The organism is Tardiphaga sp. 866_E4_N1_4 (genome assembly GCF_052076075.1).
GTDB lineage: Bacteria > Pseudomonadota > Alphaproteobacteria > Rhizobiales > Xanthobacteraceae > Tardiphaga > Tardiphaga robiniae.
Map to the genome: position 1 here is coordinate 3757997 of NZ_CP197242.1, position 17153 is coordinate 3775149.

18 protein-coding genes are annotated in these 17153 nt (G+C 62.7%); 5 read left to right on the forward strand and 13 right to left on the reverse strand.

The features are described 5' to 3' along the window. Positions 1-9: 9 nt before the first annotated feature. The 7 genes from AB8B20_RS18295 to AB8B20_RS18325 form a co-directional block, all read right to left on the reverse strand. Positions 10-948, reverse strand: coding sequence for an IS110 family transposase (locus tag AB8B20_RS18295; protein WP_439072572.1), 939 nt, complete (start codon positions 946-948; stop codon positions 10-12). Between the two features lie 395 nt (positions 949-1343). Next, positions 1344-2537, reverse strand: a complete 1194-nt coding sequence (locus AB8B20_RS18300; RefSeq protein ID WP_089267812.1) for an ABC transporter substrate-binding protein — start codon at positions 2535-2537, stop codon at positions 1344-1346. Positions 2538-2688: 151 nt separating this feature from the next. Continuing rightward, complete coding sequence (locus tag AB8B20_RS18305) at positions 2689-2913, reverse strand: hypothetical protein (protein ID WP_089267813.1); 225 nt, start codon at positions 2911-2913, stop codon at positions 2689-2691. A 63-nt stretch (positions 2914-2976) separates the two neighbouring features. Next, positions 2977-4848, reverse strand: a complete 1872-nt coding sequence (gene htpG / locus AB8B20_RS18310; protein WP_439074402.1) for a molecular chaperone HtpG — start codon at positions 4846-4848, stop codon at positions 2977-2979. A 122-nt stretch (positions 4849-4970) separates the two neighbouring features. Beyond that, the gene (locus AB8B20_RS18315) at positions 4971-5267 is read right to left on the reverse strand and encodes a DUF3303 family protein (protein ID WP_093757559.1); all 297 of its coding nucleotides are present in this window, start codon (positions 5265-5267) and stop codon (positions 4971-4973) included. 32 nt (positions 5268-5299) lie between these two features. Next, entirely contained in the window at positions 5300-5476 is a 177-nt protein-coding gene (locus tag AB8B20_RS18320) for a hypothetical protein (protein WP_210269243.1), read from the reverse strand. Positions 5477-5618: 142 nt separating this feature from the next. Beyond that, entirely contained in the window at positions 5619-5933 is a 315-nt protein-coding gene (locus tag AB8B20_RS18325) for a hypothetical protein (protein ID WP_439074401.1), read from the reverse strand. 309 nt (positions 5934-6242) lie between these two features. Between AB8B20_RS18325 and AB8B20_RS18330 the strand changes: the two genes are divergently transcribed. Next, a complete protein-coding gene (locus AB8B20_RS18330) occupies positions 6243-7325 on the forward strand; it encodes a methyl-accepting chemotaxis protein (protein ID WP_439074400.1) in 1083 nt (360 codons plus the stop codon). 67 nt (positions 7326-7392) lie between these two features. After that, on the forward strand, positions 7393-7758 hold the full coding sequence (locus AB8B20_RS18335) for a glyoxalase superfamily protein (protein WP_439074399.1): 366 nt from the start codon (positions 7393-7395) through the stop codon (positions 7756-7758). 32 nt (positions 7759-7790) lie between these two features. Here AB8B20_RS18335 and AB8B20_RS18340 read toward each other — a convergent pair whose 3' ends face one another. The 3 genes from AB8B20_RS18340 to AB8B20_RS18350 are packed head-to-tail and all read right to left on the reverse strand — an operon-like array spanning position 7791 to position 10203. Next, on the reverse strand, positions 7791-8312 hold the full coding sequence (locus AB8B20_RS18340; protein WP_089267820.1) for an NUDIX hydrolase: 522 nt from the start codon (positions 8310-8312) through the stop codon (positions 7791-7793). 15 nt (positions 8313-8327) lie between these two features. After that, positions 8328-9296 carry a D-erythronate dehydrogenase gene (denD, locus tag AB8B20_RS18345; protein WP_439074398.1) on the reverse strand — a complete coding sequence of 323 codons (969 nt, stop codon included), beginning with the start codon at positions 9294-9296 and terminating at the stop codon, positions 8328-8330. Positions 9297-9306: 10 nt separating this feature from the next. Next, a complete protein-coding gene (locus AB8B20_RS18350) occupies positions 9307-10203 on the reverse strand; it encodes an NAD(P)-dependent oxidoreductase (protein WP_439074397.1) in 897 nt (298 codons plus the stop codon). Between the two features lie 271 nt (positions 10204-10474). Here AB8B20_RS18350 and AB8B20_RS18355 point away from each other — a divergent pair, with 271 nt between their 5' ends. Both AB8B20_RS18355 and ilvD read left to right on the forward strand, forming a co-directional pair. Next, complete coding sequence (locus AB8B20_RS18355) at positions 10475-11434, forward strand: ABC transporter substrate-binding protein (RefSeq protein WP_244499677.1); 960 nt, start codon at positions 10475-10477, stop codon at positions 11432-11434. 99 nt (positions 11435-11533) lie between these two features. Next, positions 11534-13228 carry a dihydroxy-acid dehydratase gene (gene ilvD, locus AB8B20_RS18360; protein WP_439074396.1) on the forward strand — a complete coding sequence of 565 codons (1695 nt, stop codon included), beginning with the start codon at positions 11534-11536 and terminating at the stop codon, positions 13226-13228. A 210-nt stretch (positions 13229-13438) separates the two neighbouring features. Here ilvD and AB8B20_RS18365 read toward each other — a convergent pair whose 3' ends face one another. From AB8B20_RS18365 to AB8B20_RS18375, 3 genes are all read right to left on the reverse strand, one after another. Beyond that, a complete protein-coding gene (locus AB8B20_RS18365; protein WP_439074395.1) occupies positions 13439-14254 on the reverse strand; it encodes a 3-keto-5-aminohexanoate cleavage protein in 816 nt (271 codons plus the stop codon). A gap of 3 nt (positions 14255-14257) precedes the next feature. Next, positions 14258-14602: a RidA family protein gene (locus tag AB8B20_RS18370; protein ID WP_120288051.1), complete on the reverse strand. Its 345-nt coding sequence runs from the start codon at positions 14600-14602 to the stop codon at positions 14258-14260. 120 nt (positions 14603-14722) lie between these two features. Next, positions 14723-15046, reverse strand: a complete 324-nt coding sequence (locus tag AB8B20_RS18375; protein ID WP_139285792.1) for a hypothetical protein — start codon at positions 15044-15046, stop codon at positions 14723-14725. Between the two features lie 217 nt (positions 15047-15263). Here AB8B20_RS18375 and recQ point away from each other — a divergent pair, with 217 nt between their 5' ends. Continuing rightward, positions 15264-17141: a DNA helicase RecQ gene (gene recQ, locus AB8B20_RS18380; protein WP_439074394.1), complete on the forward strand. Its 1878-nt coding sequence runs from the start codon at positions 15264-15266 to the stop codon at positions 17139-17141. Positions 17142-17153 lie beyond the last annotated feature (12 nt).

The window sequence follows — 17153 nt, forward strand, 5'->3', positions numbered from 1 at the left end:
TCTTGTTGGTCAAGCGTTTTGATGCTGCCATGGGGTCTTGTCTCGCAGGATGGCGTTGAGGATGGTGAGCAGCTTGCGGGCGAGGGCGATGATAGCGACGAGCTTGGGCTTGCCGGCGGCGACAAGCTTGTCGCGGAACAGTTTGAGCTGCGGATTGAAGCGGGCGGCCACCATCGCTCCCATGAACAACACGCGGCGTACATTGGCCCGGCCGCCGCCGATGAAGCTCTTGCCGCGCCACTGGCCGGATTGCCGAGTCCATGGCGCCAAACCGGCGAGCGCCGCAATCTGACGACGATCTAGTGTGCCGAGCTCCGGCAGTTCGGCAATCAGGCTGCGCGCGATGGTCGGACCGATGCCGGGCACCGACACCAGCAAGTCTTCTTTCTCGGCCCAGGCCGGCGATCCCCGCACGTGATCGCCGATGTCGTCGTCCAGTTCGGACAACTCCTTCTCCAGTGCCTTGTGGAGCCGGGCGATGCTCTTCTTCAGCCGCAGATTGCTGACGCGCCGTGCACGCTGGCTTTCCGCGGCAATCATCTCGACGATCTGGCGCCGACGTGCCACCAGATCGGCTAGCAGCCGCGTCGTCGCATCGGGAAGCGGCCGCAGTTGCGGTTTGGTCGCCTCGGCAAAATGCGCGATCACCATGGCATCGATCGGATCGGTCTTGGCGCGCTTGCCGAGGGCATTGGCAAAGGCGCGCACCTGCGCCGGATTGACCACCACCACAGGCAGATCGGCGCCGGCCAATCCTGCGGCGACGACCGTCTCAAAGCCGCCCGTCGCCTCGATCGCCACCATCCGTGGCGGCCGCGCTTTCAGCCGCGCGATCAGATCATCGATCCCCGCACCATTGCGGGCAACCGCAAAACTCTCACCGCCCGGACGCAACGCCACATCCAGCCGATCCTTCGACACATCGATGCCAACATAAATCGCGTCCATCTGATCCCATCCTTGCGCAACCGGGCTTGCTGAGCGGCCCAAGCGACTGTTCGGGTTCGATGGAACGGCAAGCAAGGACCCGCGCTCTCCCACGGGCTTGGTGTCCCTCAGGTCACTCGGTCTCCCGCCTGCCACCGCTCCGCACAACTTAGCAGATCCGGCGGCTGGCAAGTTACAAGGTCGACCGGCGAAGCGCAGCGAAGACGGTCGGGTGAGGGGCATGGCACACTGCCTACCCGATCACCCAACTCTCTGATCGCATCATCATCCGATCCGCGAATACGAGCTTGCGGCGAACGCCGTACCTTGCCCCTCACCCGGAGCCGTCGCTTCGCGCCGGCCCCGACCTCTCCCCGCAATGCGGGGAGAGGTTAAGGAAGATCAGCGCTTCGATTTTACTTCGTCAGCGGGCAGCCGCTCTCGGCTGCGGTCGGATAGGCCTTGTCGCCGGGCACCACGGCGAGCTGCTTGTAGTAATCCCATGGCTTCTTCGATTCCGACGGCTTCTTGACCTCGAACAGATAGAGGTCCTTCACCATGCGGCCATTGGCGAGCACCTTGCCGCCCTGGGCGAAGGCGTCATCGACCGGAAGTTCCTTCAGCTTCTTCGCGACAGCTTCGGAGTCCTTGGTGCCTGCCGCCTTGACTGCCTTCAGATAAGACAGCGTCGACGAATAGGTGCCGGCCTGGATCATGTTCGGCATGCGCTGGGTGCGCTTGAAGAAGCGATCGGCGAACTCACGCGATTTGTCGTCTCGATCCCAGTAGAACGACTCAGTCAGCACCAGACCCTGCGCCGCCTGCAGCCCGAGGCCGTTCACTTCGGCCAGCGTGAGGAGGAGACCGGCGAGCTTCTGTCCGCCGGCGACGATGCCGAATTCAGCCGCCTGCTTCACGGCGTTGGTGGTGTCGAGGCCGGCATTGGCAAGGCCGATGACCTTGGCCTTGGACGCCTGAGCCTGCAGCAGGAACGACGAGAAGTCAGACGAGTTCAGCGGATGGCGAACGGCGCCGAGCACCTTGCCGCCCTTTGCCTTCACGATGTCGCCGGTGTCCTTCTCCAGCGAATAGCCGAAGGCATAGTCCGCCGTGAGAAAGAACCAGGTGTCGCCGCCAGCTTCGGTCAGCGCGCCGCCGGTGCCAACACCCAAGGCGCGTGTATCGAACGACCAGTGGAAGCCATAGGGCGTGCAGGCATCGCCGGTAACGCGCGACGAGGCCGCGCCGACCACGATGTCGATCTTCTTCTCCTGATTCGACAGTTCCTGAACCGCGAGAGCCACCGACGAGGTAGTCAATTCAGTGATCATGTCGACGCCTTCGACGTCATACCAGCGCCGCGCGATCGAGACGGCGAGGTCAGGCTTGTTCTGGTGATCCGCGGTGACCAGTTCGATCTTCTTGCCGAGCACCTCGCCGCCGAAATCCTCGATCGCCATCTTGGCGGCTTCGACCGAATATTTGCCGCCGTAGTCGGCATAGACACCGGACTGATCGTTGAGAATGCCGATCTTGACGCCTTGCGCCGAGGCCGGAGCGGCCAGGAAAAGACCGCACAGCGCAGCCGTCGACAACAGTCCGAATTTCATCAATGCCTCCCAGGTTTTCAATTTGGGCGCACGCTATGTGAGAAGCTCGGGACGAACCAGATAATCTTTCGACTTAGCCGAAATGTGCAGATCAGCTTTGCGTTAGTTCAAGATCACTCTCAACGACGATTGCTGCAACGCACGCGCGCGGTCACTGCATCCGCTTTTTCAGCGCCGCGTCGATACAGGCGAGTTCCCGCTCGATCTCCGCGACCATCGAGACAGGATCGGTGTCGGAGATCAGGTGCATCTTCTCGTATGTCCCATCCTGAATACTCTTCAGGATGGCCAGACGATCGTCCCGATAACCCTGCAGGCGCTCGAAATCGCCGCGCTCGGCATATTTCGCGATGAGTTTCTCGAAGACAGTGCTCATGGGTGGAGTTCCTTGGCATCAAAAGCGCGGGGACAAATGCCCCGCGCCGTGAACGGTCGGCGATCACAAACCGCGCAGCACCAACCGGTTGAGACGGCTGGCAAAGGCCGCAGGATCTTCCGGCAATTCGCCGTCGAGGATCTGCGCCTGCTCCAGCAACAGGAACGCGATGTCGGACGCTTCACCGCCCGCCGCCTTGTCCGCGCCCGCGATCTTCGCCACCAACGGATGGCGCAGATTGATCTCGAGGATCGGCTTGGTGACGCTGCCGCGATTCTGCATCGCCAGCATGCGTTCGAGTTCGCGATCCGGGCCAGCGCCGCCGGCAACCAGGCACGAGGCTGATGTGGTCAGGCGCGTCGAGACCTTAACGTCGGAGACGCGCTCGCCGAGTGCATCCTTGATCACGGCGATGGTCGCGGCCTCGTCGGTCTCGGTCTTCGGCTCGTCCTTGGTCGCTTCGTCGTCGATGCGCGGGATCAGATCGAGATTGACCTCGCCCTGGCTCAGCGACTTCAGCGGCTTGCCGTCGAAATCCAGCGGCGCCGAGCTCCAGAATGCGTCGACCGCGTCGGTCAGCAGCAGCACCTCGATGCCGCGCGACTTGGCGGCTTCCAGCTTCGGATTCGACTTCAGGCGATCGAGGCTGTCGCCGGCAAGATAATAGATCTCGGTCTGGTTCGGCTTCAGGTCGGCGACATAGTCCTTCAGCGAACGCTTCTCTCCGGAGGTCGTAGTGAAGCGCGACAGCGCCAGTAGCTTCTCGCGGCGCTCGAAATCCTCATAGATGCCTTCCTTGATCACCGGGCCGAAGGCGTCCCAGATCTTGGTGAAGGTCTCGGCATCCTTCTCGCTCAGCGTCTCCAGCTCACCGATCACGCGCGTCGCCACGGCCTTCCTGATTTGCGCGAGCTGCGGATTGTTCTGCAACATCTCCCGGGAGAGGTTCAGCGGCAGGTCCTCGGCATCGATGACGCCACGGATGAAACGCAGATAGGACGGCAACAGGTCCGCATCATTGGTGATGAAGACGCGACGCACATAGAGCTTCACATGGCCCTTGCGGTTCGGCTCGAACAGGTCGAACGGCTTCTGCGATGGCGCGAACAGCAACACCGCATAGGAATAGCGACCCTCGGCACGGTAATGCAGTGTCATCGCCGGCTCGTCATAGGCATGGGCGATGGACTTGTAAGCCGCGCTGTAATCCTCCGGCGTCAGCTCGGACTTGGAGCGCTGCCACAGCGCGCTGGCCGAATTGATCTGCCGCGGCTCGGCGTCGCCGTCCTTGAGCATGATCGGAAACTGGATGTTGTCCGAATAGGCGCCGACAATGCGCTCGATCTCGTAAGTTTCGAGATATTTCTTCGCGTCGTCTTTCAGATGCAGCACGATCGACGTGCCGGTCGGCACGCTCATGCCATCAGCGACCTGGCCGATCTCGAAACCCGCACCGCCGGTCGAGGTCCAGGTGAAGGCGTCATGGGTGCCGGCCCGGTGGCTGGTGACGACGATTTTTTCGGCAACCATGAAAGCTGCATAGAAACCGACGCCGAACTGGCCGATCAGGTTGGAGCCGTCCTTGGCTTCGGTGAGCCGCGACAGGAATGACTTGGTCCCGGATTTCGCGATGGTCCCTAGGTTGTCGATCAGTTCCTGGCGATCCATGCCGATGCCGGTATCGACGATCGACAGCGTACCGGCCGCCTTGTCCGGAATGATGGTAATGTTGGGCGACTGGCCGTCGGGGATCAGCTGCGGATTGGCGATCGCCTCATAGCGCAGCTTGTCGCAGGCATCCGATGCGTTGGAGACCAATTCGCGCAGGAAGATGTCGGTCTCGGAATAGACCGAGTGAACCATCAGGTTCAGCAATTCGGCGACTTCGGCCTGGAACGGCTGGGAAACGGGTGCAGCGGTGTCAGTGGTCGTCATGAAAAGTGCCCGATACTGGTAAGGGAGAGATCACGCATATAGCGACGCGGATTTGCCGAGTCCATGGTGCGAACCGATGGTTTCCGCGCGAAAAGGCTGATCGGGAACTGAAACTCGCGACGCTATTTTGAAGCAGCGACCTGCGATGCGAGCAGAGCCGTGGTCGCATCGAGATCGACCAGCGGATAGACCTCGAACTGCGCCGGGATGATATCGGCCCATTCGTTCAGGATGCGATGCAGCACTTCATTGCCATCGACCTTGAACACCGCGACCACGCCGCGGCCGACGCGCGGATAGATGTGCTGGCAGACACCCGACGCCTGATACCCAGCCATCCACGGCCAGAAGCTCTGACGCGCGGCCGCCATGTCGGACGGACGATCGGCGCGCGGATTCGAGATCACCAGAAACAGCATCGCTGATCTCCTGTCGGCGTACTCAGAACGCGTCAGCCCTGCAGCGCACCGTGATAGGCGCTTTCCAGCATGGCCAGGCATTCACGCGCACGCGCCTGCGCGATGTCGTTCGCGGTCTGGGAGATTTCGCGGAGATCGCGGATCGCCAGATCGACGGCGCTCAGCAGATCGATTTCACACTCATCGGCCTGGGGGGCCGCTACACGCATGGGGAAAGGGATAACTACACTCACTGGCACGCCCGCTCTTCACGATTGCAACGCTCGAATCACTCGCGACTCATTTGGCCTGCGAATGGTTAAGCCAATCGGTAGGAAGCAACGGATCTGACGTAAAACTGTCGCGCCGCCGTCAATCCTGCCAGCTCACCGGCGGGATCAGACCGACGGACGGGTCATCGCCAGGGTCATCCGACGGCTGGATCGTGGGCGCTTCGTTCTGTTCGGGCGTCGCGTCGATAATCATGGCCGGCGATGGAAGCTGTGGAACGGCCATGCTCTGCTGCCCGCGCCGATAAGATTCGAATTCGAGCTGTTTGGCGAAATACCGGAACAGGTCAGCCGCGTATTTGCGCTGCTCGGGGCTGGACGCCGAGGCGATCTGGAAGATCAATTCGTCGGACAGTTCCGACGTGGTCGCACCGGTCAGGTCTTCGAGAACGCTCATCACAATGGCTCGGCCTATGAAGCCTTGAGCCTGCACGAGTGTGGTTGATATCGCGTTGTTCATCAGAGTAATCGGGCGCGCGTGCATAAGCATCACTAATGACGCCCTAATTTGTACCGCTAGGGGGCATCGAACGTCCTACGGATGCGGCCGCGCATGACCAGACGCAATGAGATAGTGCCTGTTGCGCACTCCTGCCGCTTATTCGTGCAAGTCGGCGGAACCCGGCACACGGAAAATTAAGCCACGATTAACCATGACCGGGCAATAACCGGGAGGTAACTGATTGCTGTCAACGGGGATACGACGATGGTCTTGGCAATGAACCGCAGCAGTCATTCTGCGCATGCCAATGCAACCGAAGAGAACGACGATAGCTCCGATATCTCCGCGCTGATCGGGCGGTTGACCGCCGAGGTCAACGAGATCGCCTGCGAGAAGACCAGGTCGATCCAGCACATCACCAACCAGATGAAGATGCTGGCGCTGAACGCGCTGATCGAAAGCTCGCGCGCCGGCGCGCAGGGCGCGGGCTTCGCCGTCGTCGCGCAGGAAGTGCGCAATGTCGGCCAGCAGGTCGAGACCATCGCGCGCGATCTGGAATCCCAGCTCACAGCCCGCACCGGCAGCCTAATGGCCTCGATCGAGAAGATGACCGAACGCTCGCGCGGCGAACGCATGGTCGATCTGTCGCTCAACGCCATCGAGCTGATCGACCGCAATCTCTATGAGCGCACCTGCGACGTCCGCTGGTGGGCAACCGACTCGGCCGTCGTCGATTGCGCAGCCGCACCGAGCGATGCCACCGTCGCCCATGTATCGGAGCGGCTCGCCGTGATCCTCGGCGCCTACACCGTCTATCTCGATCTCTGGCTGTGCGACATGCAGGGCAATGTCATCGCCAGCGGCCGTGGCGATCGTTTCAATGTGATGGGCCAGAACATCGCCGGCACCGCCTGGTTTCGCGACGCCCGTACGCTGCGCTCCGGCGACGACTACACCGCGGGCGACGTCGAGCGCCAGCCGCTCCTGAACAATGCGCAGGTCGCGACCTATTGCGCCAGCGTGCGCGAAGGCGGCAATGCCAATGGCCGCGCCATCGGCGTGCTCGCGATTCATTTCGACTGGGAAGCCCAGGCGCGCGCCATCGTCGAGGGCGTTCGCGTCGACGACGACAAGACGCGCGTACTTTTGGTGGATTCGAACCTGCGCGTCATCGCCTCGTCCGACGGCCAGGGCCTGCTCACCGAACGCATCCCGCTGGCCTTGAACGGCCGCCGCAGCGGCTTCTATCACGACCGTTCGGGCGGCCTCGTCGCCTTCCATGCCACACCGGGCTATGAGACTTACAAAGGTCTCGGCTGGTACGGCGTGATCATGCGCGGCGCCTAGCAGCACGATCTAGTCAATGACGACTTCGCTGCGATAATCTCCCCTACGCCACGAGCGGGAGACAGCGATGACCGACGTCACTTTCGAACCGGCAATTCCGGTTCTGCGCATCTATGACATTGCTAAAGCGAAGGAGTTCTATGTCGACTTCCTCGGCTTTGCGATCGACTGGGAACATCGTTACGAGCCGAACTCCCCGCTCTACATGCAGGTGTCGCGCGGCGGCGTGAAGCTGCATCTCAGCGAACACTATGGCGACGGCACGCCGGGTAGCGTGGTCTATATCCGCGGCAGCAATATCGCGGCTTTCGCAAAGGAGCTGCATGACAAGCAGGCCCGCTTCGCGCGTCCGAGTCCGACCGATAGGGGCCCAAAGATCACCGACCCGTTCGGCAATGTGCTGCGCTTCGATGACGCGACCAACACGCACTGAGCCCGCCGCTTCAGCCATCGCTGCAACGAGACTTACCCGTTCAGCCAGTTCCGGATCTTCGCGAAGAACCCCGTGTCACGTCGCACGCTGACAGGCCCCACGGCAATTGGCCGCACGGGCTCGCCATCCACGACCGGCGCTGCCCTTGCTGCCGCCAGCGCCATGGGCCCGACCTGCGCGAGGAACGCATGTTCATGGCTGCGCGTCAGCCGCGCCAGCGCGGCGTCAAATGGCAGCCACGCGACTTCGCTGATATCCTTCATCAACTTGCGTGACGGCGCGGCCGCGGCCTCCATGTGCCAGAAATGCACGACCTTGGTCCGTTCACCGAGCGGATAGGCCAGGGCACCGAGATAGTCATGCACCGACGCGGCATGGCCGGTCTCTTCCAGCACCTCGCGCTCGGCCGCATCACGTGGCGTCTCGCCATTGTCGAGCTTGCCTTTCGGAAGCACCCAGTCGCCGCGCTTGCGCAGGCAGACCACGGCAAACAGCGGCGTCTCGCCCCGCTGCACGACAATGCCTCCCGCCGCCATGATGATATCGCGCGCCATGATTGTCCTTAACCGCTAACGCACAAAGACGCCATCGAGGTCATCCTCGATATGAGCATGAATGATGGAATCGAAGTCCAGTTCCGCCTGGAAACCCAGCGCCAGCGCACGTGTGGTATCGAACGTCGTGGGCCATCCGGCAACCATCGCCATCGTGGCGGGATCTGGCACATGCTTGATGCGTGTCACAACACTGTCACCTCCCACACGGCGGAGCGCCGCGATCATGTCGGCGACCGATGCCCGCACGCCGGGCATCATCACCGTGCGGCGTGCGCCGAGCTTGGCGCTTTCGAGCGTCGCACCATGAAGCAGGAACTCCGTCGTTGCGCGCGGACTGGCATGGGTCTGACCTACATCGTCGGTTACCGGCAGCACCGCCTCACGCCCGGCCAGCGGCTCGCGAATGATATTGGAGAAGAAACCCGACGCTGCCGCATTGGGCTTGCCCGGCCGTACGCAGATATTCGGCAGGCGAATTCCGATGCCGTCGAAGAAGCCGCGCCGCGTATAATCCGCCATCAGCAATTCACAAATCGCCTTCTGCGTCCCGTAGCTCGACAGCGGCGTATGAAAAAAATCTTCGGCGATCGGCCCGTTATAGGGCGCGCCGAAGGTCGCGATGGACGAGGTGTAGACGATGCGAGGGCGATAACCACCCCCCATCGCGCGGATCGCCTCGAACAGATTGCGCGTGCCGTCGAGATTGACCGCGTAGCCTTTGTCGAAATTCTGCTCGGCTTCGCCGGAGACGACCGCAGCAAGGTGGAAGATCAGATCGGGCTTTGACGCCAGCAGTGCTGCGGGCGCATCCGGCTTTGCGAGATCGACCATGATGCTGCGCGCGCCGACCAGATCGCTGGGGACCGCATCGGCCATCGCCAGATCGCCGATTTCCCCACCGCCGACATGACCGTCCTTCAGCAGCCGCTCACACAGCTTGCGGCCGATCATGCCGGCCGCGCCAATCACCAGAACCTTCATTCCTTGATCTTCACTCTTTGGGTGCCGACAGCTTGTAGATCTCCAGCGCGTCGGCATCGGCGCCGCGCACCGCCTTGCCCATGCGGAAGATCTGCGCCGCGAGCGCAGCCATCGGCACCGGCGTCGATGTGTCCTGCGCCACGGCGACGACCGTATCGAGGTCCTTGAGCATCGTGTGGATGTGGCCGAGCGGCGGCGAGTGAATGCCCTGGGCCATGCGCGGCACGAACAGTTGCAGCGGGATCGAGTCTGCAAAACCGCCTGCGAGCGCTTCCGGCAGACGCTTGGCGTCGATGCCGGCATTCACGGCAAGTCGCGTCGCTTCGGCTAGCACCGCCATGGCGCAGCCGACGATCACCTGGTTGCAGAGCTTGGTCATCTGCCCGGCGCCGGTCGGCCCCATATGCGTGAAGTTGCGCGCCATCGCCAAAATATAAGGCCTGATACGTTCGACATCGGCGGCGGTGCCGCCGGCCATGATGGCCAGCGTGGCTTCCTCAGCGCCCTTGGTGCCACCCGACACCGGCGCATCGATCCAGCCCATGCCGTTCGCCGCCTTCAGCCGCGCCGCGATGGACTTGGTCTTGTCCGGATGAATCGAGGAGAAATCGACGACCAGCTTGCCATTGCCGTCGGTGCCGGACAGGCCGTTGTCGCCGAACACGACATCTTCGACCGCCGATGCATCGGTGAGGCACATGAAGATGATGCTGGCATGAGCGACGACATCACGTGGGCTGGCGGCGGCTTTCGCACCGGCCTCGACCAGCGCATTGACCTTGCCGGGCGAGCGATTCCAGACGGCCACATCGTAACCGGCACCGAGCAACCGCTTGGTCATCGGCAGTCCCATCAGACCGAGGCCGAGGTAACCGAGCTTCTCTTTGCCGCCTGCTGAATCCACCATTTTGACGCCGTTGTCCTTCTGCCGCGAGCCACGCTGCTCGCATCTGCGAGCTATCTACGCTGCGTCCGCAGCCGCAGCAACGATGATATCAACGCCTGCGCAACTGCCAATTGTTGCGCCACAGCACGAATGAATGTTGGGCACGGACCTCGCTTGCCAGAATATTTGAAGCATGAAAGGCTTCAAGACAGTAGGGCTTTTCTTTTGGCCGGGTCTGGCCATCATCAAACGGGAGTGAGCGGGCATGAAGCTGGGTTCTTCGAAGTGGCTGATGGCGGCGGCTCTCGCGGCGGGAGCGGTGTCGGGTGTTGCACAGGCGCAGACGATTCCGACCATCAAGGTCGGCTGGACCATTCCGGCCGAAGAATCCAAATACTGGATGATGAAACGCCCGACCGAATTCACCAATCTCGGCAAGACCTATAATATCGAATGGACCCAGTTTCAGGGCACCTCGCCGATGACGCAGGCGCTCGCCGCGGGCGCCCTGGATTGCGCCACCCAGGGCGTGCTGTCGCTCGCCAACGGCGTCAACGGCGGCAACCTCAAGGCCTATATCGTCGCGCAGCACGTGTCGGAAAAGCCCGGCAGCTTCTCGGTCTACTGGGCCGTGAAGGATGACTCGCCGATCAAGACCATCGCCGACCTCAAGGGCAAGAATGTCGGCATTTCCGTCATCGGCGGCGGTACCTATGGTCCGTTCAAGATGCTGCTGAAGGGCGCCGGTGTCGATCCCGAGAAGGACGTCAAGCTGATCGAGATCGGCTTCGCAGCCTCGGAAGATGCGCTGCGCCAGGGCCGCGTCGATGCCATCAACATGAACCAGCCATTTGCCGCGCGCATGGAAGCCAAGGGCGGCACGCGCAAGCTGTTCTCGCTGAACGAAGCGATGCCGAACATCGTGCACATCCTTGAAGCCTGCCGCGCCGATTTCGTCGACAAGAACCCCGAACTCGCCAAGGCCTATGTCGCCGACATCACCCTTGGCATGAAGAAGGCGCTGGCCAACCGCGAGGAAACGCTGAAGGTCGTCAACGAAGTCATGAAGGCGCCGATCCCGGTGCTGGAAACCTATCTGCTGAAGGAGAACGACTTCGCCCGCGACCCGGGCGCAGCACCGAACTTCCCGGCCATGCAGAAGATGCTCGATATCTACACCGAGGCCGGCATGCTGCCGAAGATGGACGCGATGCAGTTCAAGCACCCGACCATCGTGGCGCCGATCCAGTAGAGCAAGACGCGACATCTCACTATATGATGTCCTGAGGCCACGCCCCACGGCGTGGCCTCAATGCATTGGACGACAAGACCAAGAAACGGACAGATTCTCATGAAGAAATTGCGATCCCGCGTCACCACCGACGGCCTCGACCGTGCCCCGCACCGCGCTTTCATGCGCGCCATGGGCCTCGACGACGAAGCGATCGCAAAACCCATGATCGGCGTGGTGTCGATGAAGGGCGAGCAGACGCCCTGCAACATGACCCATGACTTTCAGGTCGACGCCGCCAAGACCGGTATTTCCGAAGCCGGCGGCACGCCGCGCGAATTCTCGACCATCTCGGTCTCCGATGCCATCAGCATGAACCATGAGGGCATGAAGTTCTCGCTGCTGTCGCGCGAAATCATCGCCGACAGTATCGAAGCCGTGATGCACGGCCTCGCCTACGACGCACTGATCGGCTTCGGTGGCTGCGACAAGACGTTGCCCGGCGTCATCATGGGCATGGTCCGCTGCAACCTACCGTCAATCTTCATCTATGGCGGCAGTTCGCTGCCGGGACTGCACAAAGGCAAGACGCTGACCGCGCTGGATTCCTATGAGGCCGTCGGCGCCTTCATGACCGGCGACATCGACAAGCAGGAACTGGACGCCATCGAACGCGCGTGTCTGCCGACCATCGGCGCCTGCGCCGGGCAGTTCACCGCCAATACGATGGCGATGGTATCCGAGGCGCTGGGCATCACCATGCCCAATGTCTCGATGATCCCCGGCGTCTATGCCGAACGCGCGCAATTCGCACGCCGCGCCGGACGTCTGGTCATGGACATGCTGCGCAAGAGCGGCCCGTTGCCGCGCGACATCGTCACCCGCAAATCGCTGGAGAACGGCGCGGCCATCGTCGCCGCCACGGGCGGCTCGACCAATGCCGCATTGCATCTGCCGGCCATCGCCAACGAGGCCGGTATCAAATTTACCATCGACGATGTCGGTGAAGTCTTCGCGCGCACGCCGCTGATCGGCAATCTGCGGCCGGGCGGCAAATATGTGGCCAAGGATGTCTACGATATCGGCGGCACGGCGGTCGTGATCCGTGCTTTGCTTGAGAGCGGCCATATCGACGGCTCCTGCATTACGATCACCGGCCGCACGATTGCGGAAGAATACGGCCACGCCAACAAGGCCGATGGCGAGATCATCTACAGTTCAGCAAAGCCGATCATGCCCGATGGCGGCGTCGCGGTGTTGAAGGGTAACCTGTCCCCCGATGGTGCGGTGATCAAGGTCGCCGGTCTGAAGAAGACGGTGTTCGAGGGCACGGCGCGCGTGTTCGAAGACGAAGAAAGCTGCGTCGCCGCGGTGAAGGACCAGAACTACAAGGAAGGCGACGTGCTCATCATCCGCAACGAAGGCCCGGTCGGCGGACCCGGCATGCGCGAGATGCTCGGGGTCACCGCGCTCATCTACGGCCAGGGCATGGGCGAGAAGGTCGCGCTGATCACCGACGGCCGTTTCTCCGGCGCGACACGCGGCATGTGTATCGGCTACGTCTCGCCGGAAGCCTATATCGGCGGCCCCCTCGCGCTGGTGCGCGACGGTGACAAGATCCGCATCGACGCGCCTGCGCGGCGACTGGATCTGATGATCAGTGATGCCGAACTCGCCGCACGCAAGGCCGCATGGACCCAGCGTCCGCCACGTCACCGCGCCGGTGCGCTGGCGAAATATGCCAAGCTCGTCGGACAGGCGCCCGGCGGCGCCGTGACGCATGACGGCGGCGCGGAATGGCCGTGGTTTGAGTGAGTAGTCCTGGCGCCGGCAGTGCGCTCCTTCTCCCCGCACTGCGCGGGGAGAAGGTCGGGATGAGGGGCAAGGTAACGGCCTATCATCTCGCATGGTCTATCGCGTCGGGATCGGTGCGACCGTGAGTGCGATTGTGCGACGACTACAGCGCGCCGCCCCTCACCCGCCGCGAAGACGCGGCGACCTCTCCCCGTAAAGAACGGGGAGAGGTTAGAGCGCCGTCGCGGCCCTGAGCTCATCCGCCGTCGCCGCCTTCAGCCCAACCGCCCCGATCGCGCGGCGCGCGGCTGCAACCAGATCCTGATTGCCCTTGGCGCGGCAGCCATCGGGCAGTAATTCGTTGTTCTCGAAGCCGACGCGGATATGGCCGCCCAGCAATGCGCCCGCGGTGACGCAGGCCGTCTCCTGCGCACCGAAGGCGCAGACACTCCAGTGTTCGAATGTTGGCGCACCGGGCGCGACGAACGGCAACAGATCGGCCGGGTGCGACGTCTGCCCCGCCGTATAACGGCCGAGCACGAACAGTACCGGCAGCTTCTCGAACGGCACCAGCCCGCGCTTGCGAAACTCGGCCAGCCGCGCAGCATCCTGCGCATCGTAGAGAATGATTTGCGGTGTCACGCGCTCGCGCTTCATCCAGCCGAGCAGATCGGCGAAGGCCTGCTCCTCGCTGGCATCGGGCGCCAGTTCGCGCAGCGCCAGCGACGCCGCTTCCGGCTTCACCGCCTGCACCACCGCGCGCTGCTGCGCCGGTGTGTATTTGCCGAGCGCCTCGGAGGTGATCTGGATGACGAGCCTGTCGCCCACTGCACTGCGAATTGCCGCGATGGCGTCCCGATAGGCCGCCGCATCGAGCAGGTGACTGCCGTCGGCATTGCGCACATGGGCATGGATCATCGCCGCGCCTGCCTCAAGGCAATGCGCGGCCGTCACCGCCAGCTCCGCCGGCGTCAGCGGCACGGCGGGATGGTCGGCCTTGACCTTGCGGCCGCCGTTGGGGGCGACCGCAATGGCAACGGGAGGCATGATTTACGGAATCGCTGCGATGACGGCGATCTCGACCTTGATGGCGGGGTCCGCGAGCTTCGACTCGACGCAAGCGCGCGCTGGGCCAACTTCGGGCACCCAGGCATCCCACACCGTGTTCATGGCATCGCGGTCATTGATATTCGGCAGCCAGACGGTGGCGCTGAGGATGTTGTTCTTGTCGGTGCCGGCTTCCTTGAGGAGCGCATCGATCTTGTCGAGCACCTGCTTGGTCTGCGTCTTGACGTCGCCCGAATATTCATCGGGCACCTGGCCGGCCAGATAGACGGTGTTGCCATGGATGGAAGCCTGGCTGAGACGCTTGCCGGGACCGAGACGCTTGATCATGCAGAAGTCTTTCATTGAGTGTGGAACGGAGTGACCCGGGCGCGACCATCCCCGCTCGGAACTGGCCCGTCAAGCCCATGACGCCACACGGCACAAGTGGCCCCGCGTGGACCACGTCCACTATTCCGCGGCGCGGGCCCGCTTCACGGCATCGTCCATCAACGCCTTTGGCGCTGGCAGCCGCAACCGGCGGCCATGCTGCAGATAGAGCAGCGCGACACGCTTCGGATCTGACAGGTTCCAGATTTCGACCGCGGGCAGCCGCCCCACCAGCGTCACGGACGGCCGATGCGCGATGACATGGGACAGGATCGCGGACTTTGGCCCCTTTTTGAATTTCCGGCGCACTTTTCGCGCGGCATTCTCATTGGCCGCCTGCCAGCGGATCTTGGGTCCGCGGCGACGGTTCAGAAGCCAAGAAAAGATTCGCAAAATGAATGGCATACGGCTTTTCTTTTTGCCCGGTTGCAGCGACGCTGGCGCGGTCGCGCACTCATTCTCTTAGAACGGATCATCGACAGGGGTAAAGCGGCGCGATCAAGGCGAAACGTCGCGATGTCATAGAGAATGAAGCATTCTCTCGGGAATGACGCGTTCTCCTGGGGGAACGACGCGTTTCCCGGGATATACGCGACCCTCGAATCAGGAATAGACCTGCGCCATGTCCGTTCCCGCCGGCGCCTCGCGTCAATCGAAAAATCAGCCAGACGTGTTCCAGACCTCGGACGCATTGTCCGTGCTGCATTCGGTGTTCGGTCTGCCGGGTTTTCGCGGTGCACAGGAAGATATCGTTCGCCACGTGACCGATGGCGGCAATTGCCTGGTGCTGATGCCGACCGGCGGCGGCAAGTCGCTATGTTACCAGTTGCCATCCTTGCTGCGCCCGGGCTGCGGCATCGTCGTGTCGCCTTTGATTGCGCTGATGCGCGACCAGGTCGCGGGCCTGCTCGAGGCGGGCGTCAAGGCGGCGGTGCTGAATTCCACCCTGTCTTGGGACGAAGCCAACGAGGTCGAGCGGCAATTGCTCGCCGGAGAACTGGACCTTCTCTACGTCGCCCCTGAACGTCTGGTCACGCCGCGCTGTCTGTCGATGCTCGGCCGCGCCAAGATCGCCCTGTTCGCCATCGACGAGGCGCATTGCGTCGCGCAATGGGGCCACGATTTCCGACCCGAATATATCGGCCTCTCGGTCATCGCCGAACGGTTCCCGAACATTCCGCGCATTGCGCTGACGGCCACCGCCGACGATCTGACCCGGCAGGAGATCGTGCAACGCCTCCGCCTGGAAGACGCACCGAATTTCGTTGCGAGCTTCGACCGGCCCAACATCAAATACGAGATCGTCGACAAGACCAACGCACAGAAGCAGTTGCAGGCTTTCATCAACGACCGGCATTCCGGCGAGGCCGGCGTGGTCTATTGCCTGTCGCGTGCCAAGGTCGAGGACACCGCAGCCGCATTGAACAAGGCCGGAATCCTCGCGCTGCCCTATCACGCCGGGCTCGACGCACGCCTGCGTGAGACCAATCAGGATCGCTTCATCAATGAAGACGGCGTGGTGATCGTCGCCACCGTCGCCTTCGGCATGGGCATCGACAAGCCCGATGTGCGCTTCGTCTGCCATCTCGATCTGCCGAAGAGCATCGAGGCCTATTATCAGGAGACCGGCCGCGCCGGCCGCGACGGCAAGCCGTCGAATGCGTGGATGGCCTATGGCCTCTCCGACATCGTGCAGCAGCGCCGCATGATCGACGAGTCCACGGGTTCGGAGACTTTCAAGCGCGTCTCCATCGGCAAGCTCGATGCGCTGGTCGGCCTCGCCGAAACCGTCGATTGCCGCCGCACCCGACTGCTGGGTTATTTCGGCGAAGAGGCGACCGGCACGCGCTGCGGCAATTGCGACAATTGCCTCTCGCCGCCGAAAGTCTGGAACGGCAGCGTCGCCGCGCAGAAGCTGTTGTCCTGCGCCTATCGCACCGGGCAGAAATTCGGCGCCATACATCTGGTGGACGTGCTGATCGGCCGCCTCACCGATAAGGTCAAGCAATTCGGCCATGACAAGCTGTCGGTATTCGGGATCGGCGGCGAACTCACTGAGAAACAATGGCGCGCCGTGATGCGGCAACTGGTGGCGCGCGGCTTTCTCTATGCGGACGCGGACGCGTTCAATGCGCTGAAGCTCACCGAAGAAGCGCGCGGTGTGCTCAAGGGCGAGATCGAGCTGATGTTCCGCGAGGAGACCGGCGGCACCGGCCGCGCCCCGCGCAGCAAATCCCGCCGCGGCGATCTTGCGGCACCGCGCAGCGACAACGCCAATCCCGATCTGCTCGCCGTGCTGCGCGCCTGGCGTTCCGAAGTCGCGAAGAAGCGCAACGTCCCGGCCTATGTCGTGCTGCACGATGCCACCATCGATGGCATCGCCAGCGAACATCCCACCACGCTCGACCAGCTCCGCGAAATCCCGGGGATCGGCGACAAGAAACTGGAGCATTACGGCGCGGAGATCCTCGCTTTGGTGAATGCGACGCCGGGACGATAGCGGGCGATCGAC

Coding starts and splice junctions, on each gene's coding strand:
- ilvD (WP_439074396.1), top strand. CDS start 11,534: ATGAAGAAATTGCGATCCCGCGTCACCACCGACGGCCTCGACCGTGCC.
- AB8B20_RS18305 (WP_089267813.1), bottom strand. CDS start 2,913: ATGAGCACTGTCTTCGAGAAACTCATCGCGAAATATGCCGAGCGCGGC.
- AB8B20_RS18325 (WP_439074401.1), bottom strand. CDS start 5,933: ATGAGCGTTCTCGAAGACCTGACCGGTGCGACCACGTCGGAACTGTCC.
- AB8B20_RS18365 (WP_439074395.1), bottom strand. CDS start 14,254: ATGCCTCCCGTTGCCATTGCGGTCGCCCCCAACGGCGGCCGCAAGGTC.
- AB8B20_RS18315 (WP_093757559.1), bottom strand. CDS start 5,267: ATGCTGTTTCTGGTGATCTCGAATCCGCGCGCCGATCGTCCGTCCGAC.
- AB8B20_RS18320 (WP_210269243.1), bottom strand. CDS start 5,476: ATGCGTGTAGCGGCCCCCCAGGCCGATGAGTGTGAAATCGATCTGCTG.
- AB8B20_RS18375 (WP_139285792.1), bottom strand. CDS start 15,046: ATGCCATTCATTTTGCGAATCTTTTCTTGGCTTCTGAACCGTCGCCGC.
- AB8B20_RS18300 (WP_089267812.1), bottom strand. CDS start 2,537: ATGAAATTCGGACTGTTGTCGACGGCTGCGCTGTGCGGTCTTTTCCTG.
- AB8B20_RS18295 (WP_439072572.1), bottom strand. CDS start 948: ATGGACGCGATTTATGTTGGCATCGATGTGTCGAAGGATCGGCTGGAT.
- AB8B20_RS18340 (WP_089267820.1), bottom strand. CDS start 8,312: ATGGCGCGCGATATCATCATGGCGGCGGGAGGCATTGTCGTGCAGCGG.
- AB8B20_RS18335 (WP_439074399.1), top strand. CDS start 7,393: ATGACCGACGTCACTTTCGAACCGGCAATTCCGGTTCTGCGCATCTAT.
- AB8B20_RS18370 (WP_120288051.1), bottom strand. CDS start 14,602: ATGATCAAGCGTCTCGGTCCCGGCAAGCGTCTCAGCCAGGCTTCCATC.
- AB8B20_RS18330 (WP_439074400.1), top strand. CDS start 6,243: ATGGTCTTGGCAATGAACCGCAGCAGTCATTCTGCGCATGCCAATGCA.
- denD (WP_439074398.1), bottom strand. CDS start 9,296: ATGAAGGTTCTGGTGATTGGCGCGGCCGGCATGATCGGCCGCAAGCTG.
- AB8B20_RS18350 (WP_439074397.1), bottom strand. CDS start 10,203: ATGGTGGATTCAGCAGGCGGCAAAGAGAAGCTCGGTTACCTCGGCCTC.
- htpG (WP_439074402.1), bottom strand. CDS start 4,848: ATGACGACCACTGACACCGCTGCACCCGTTTCCCAGCCGTTCCAGGCC.
- AB8B20_RS18355 (WP_244499677.1), top strand. CDS start 10,475: ATGGCGGCGGCTCTCGCGGCGGGAGCGGTGTCGGGTGTTGCACAGGCG.
- recQ (WP_439074394.1), top strand. CDS start 15,264: ATGTCCGTTCCCGCCGGCGCCTCGCGTCAATCGAAAAATCAGCCAGAC.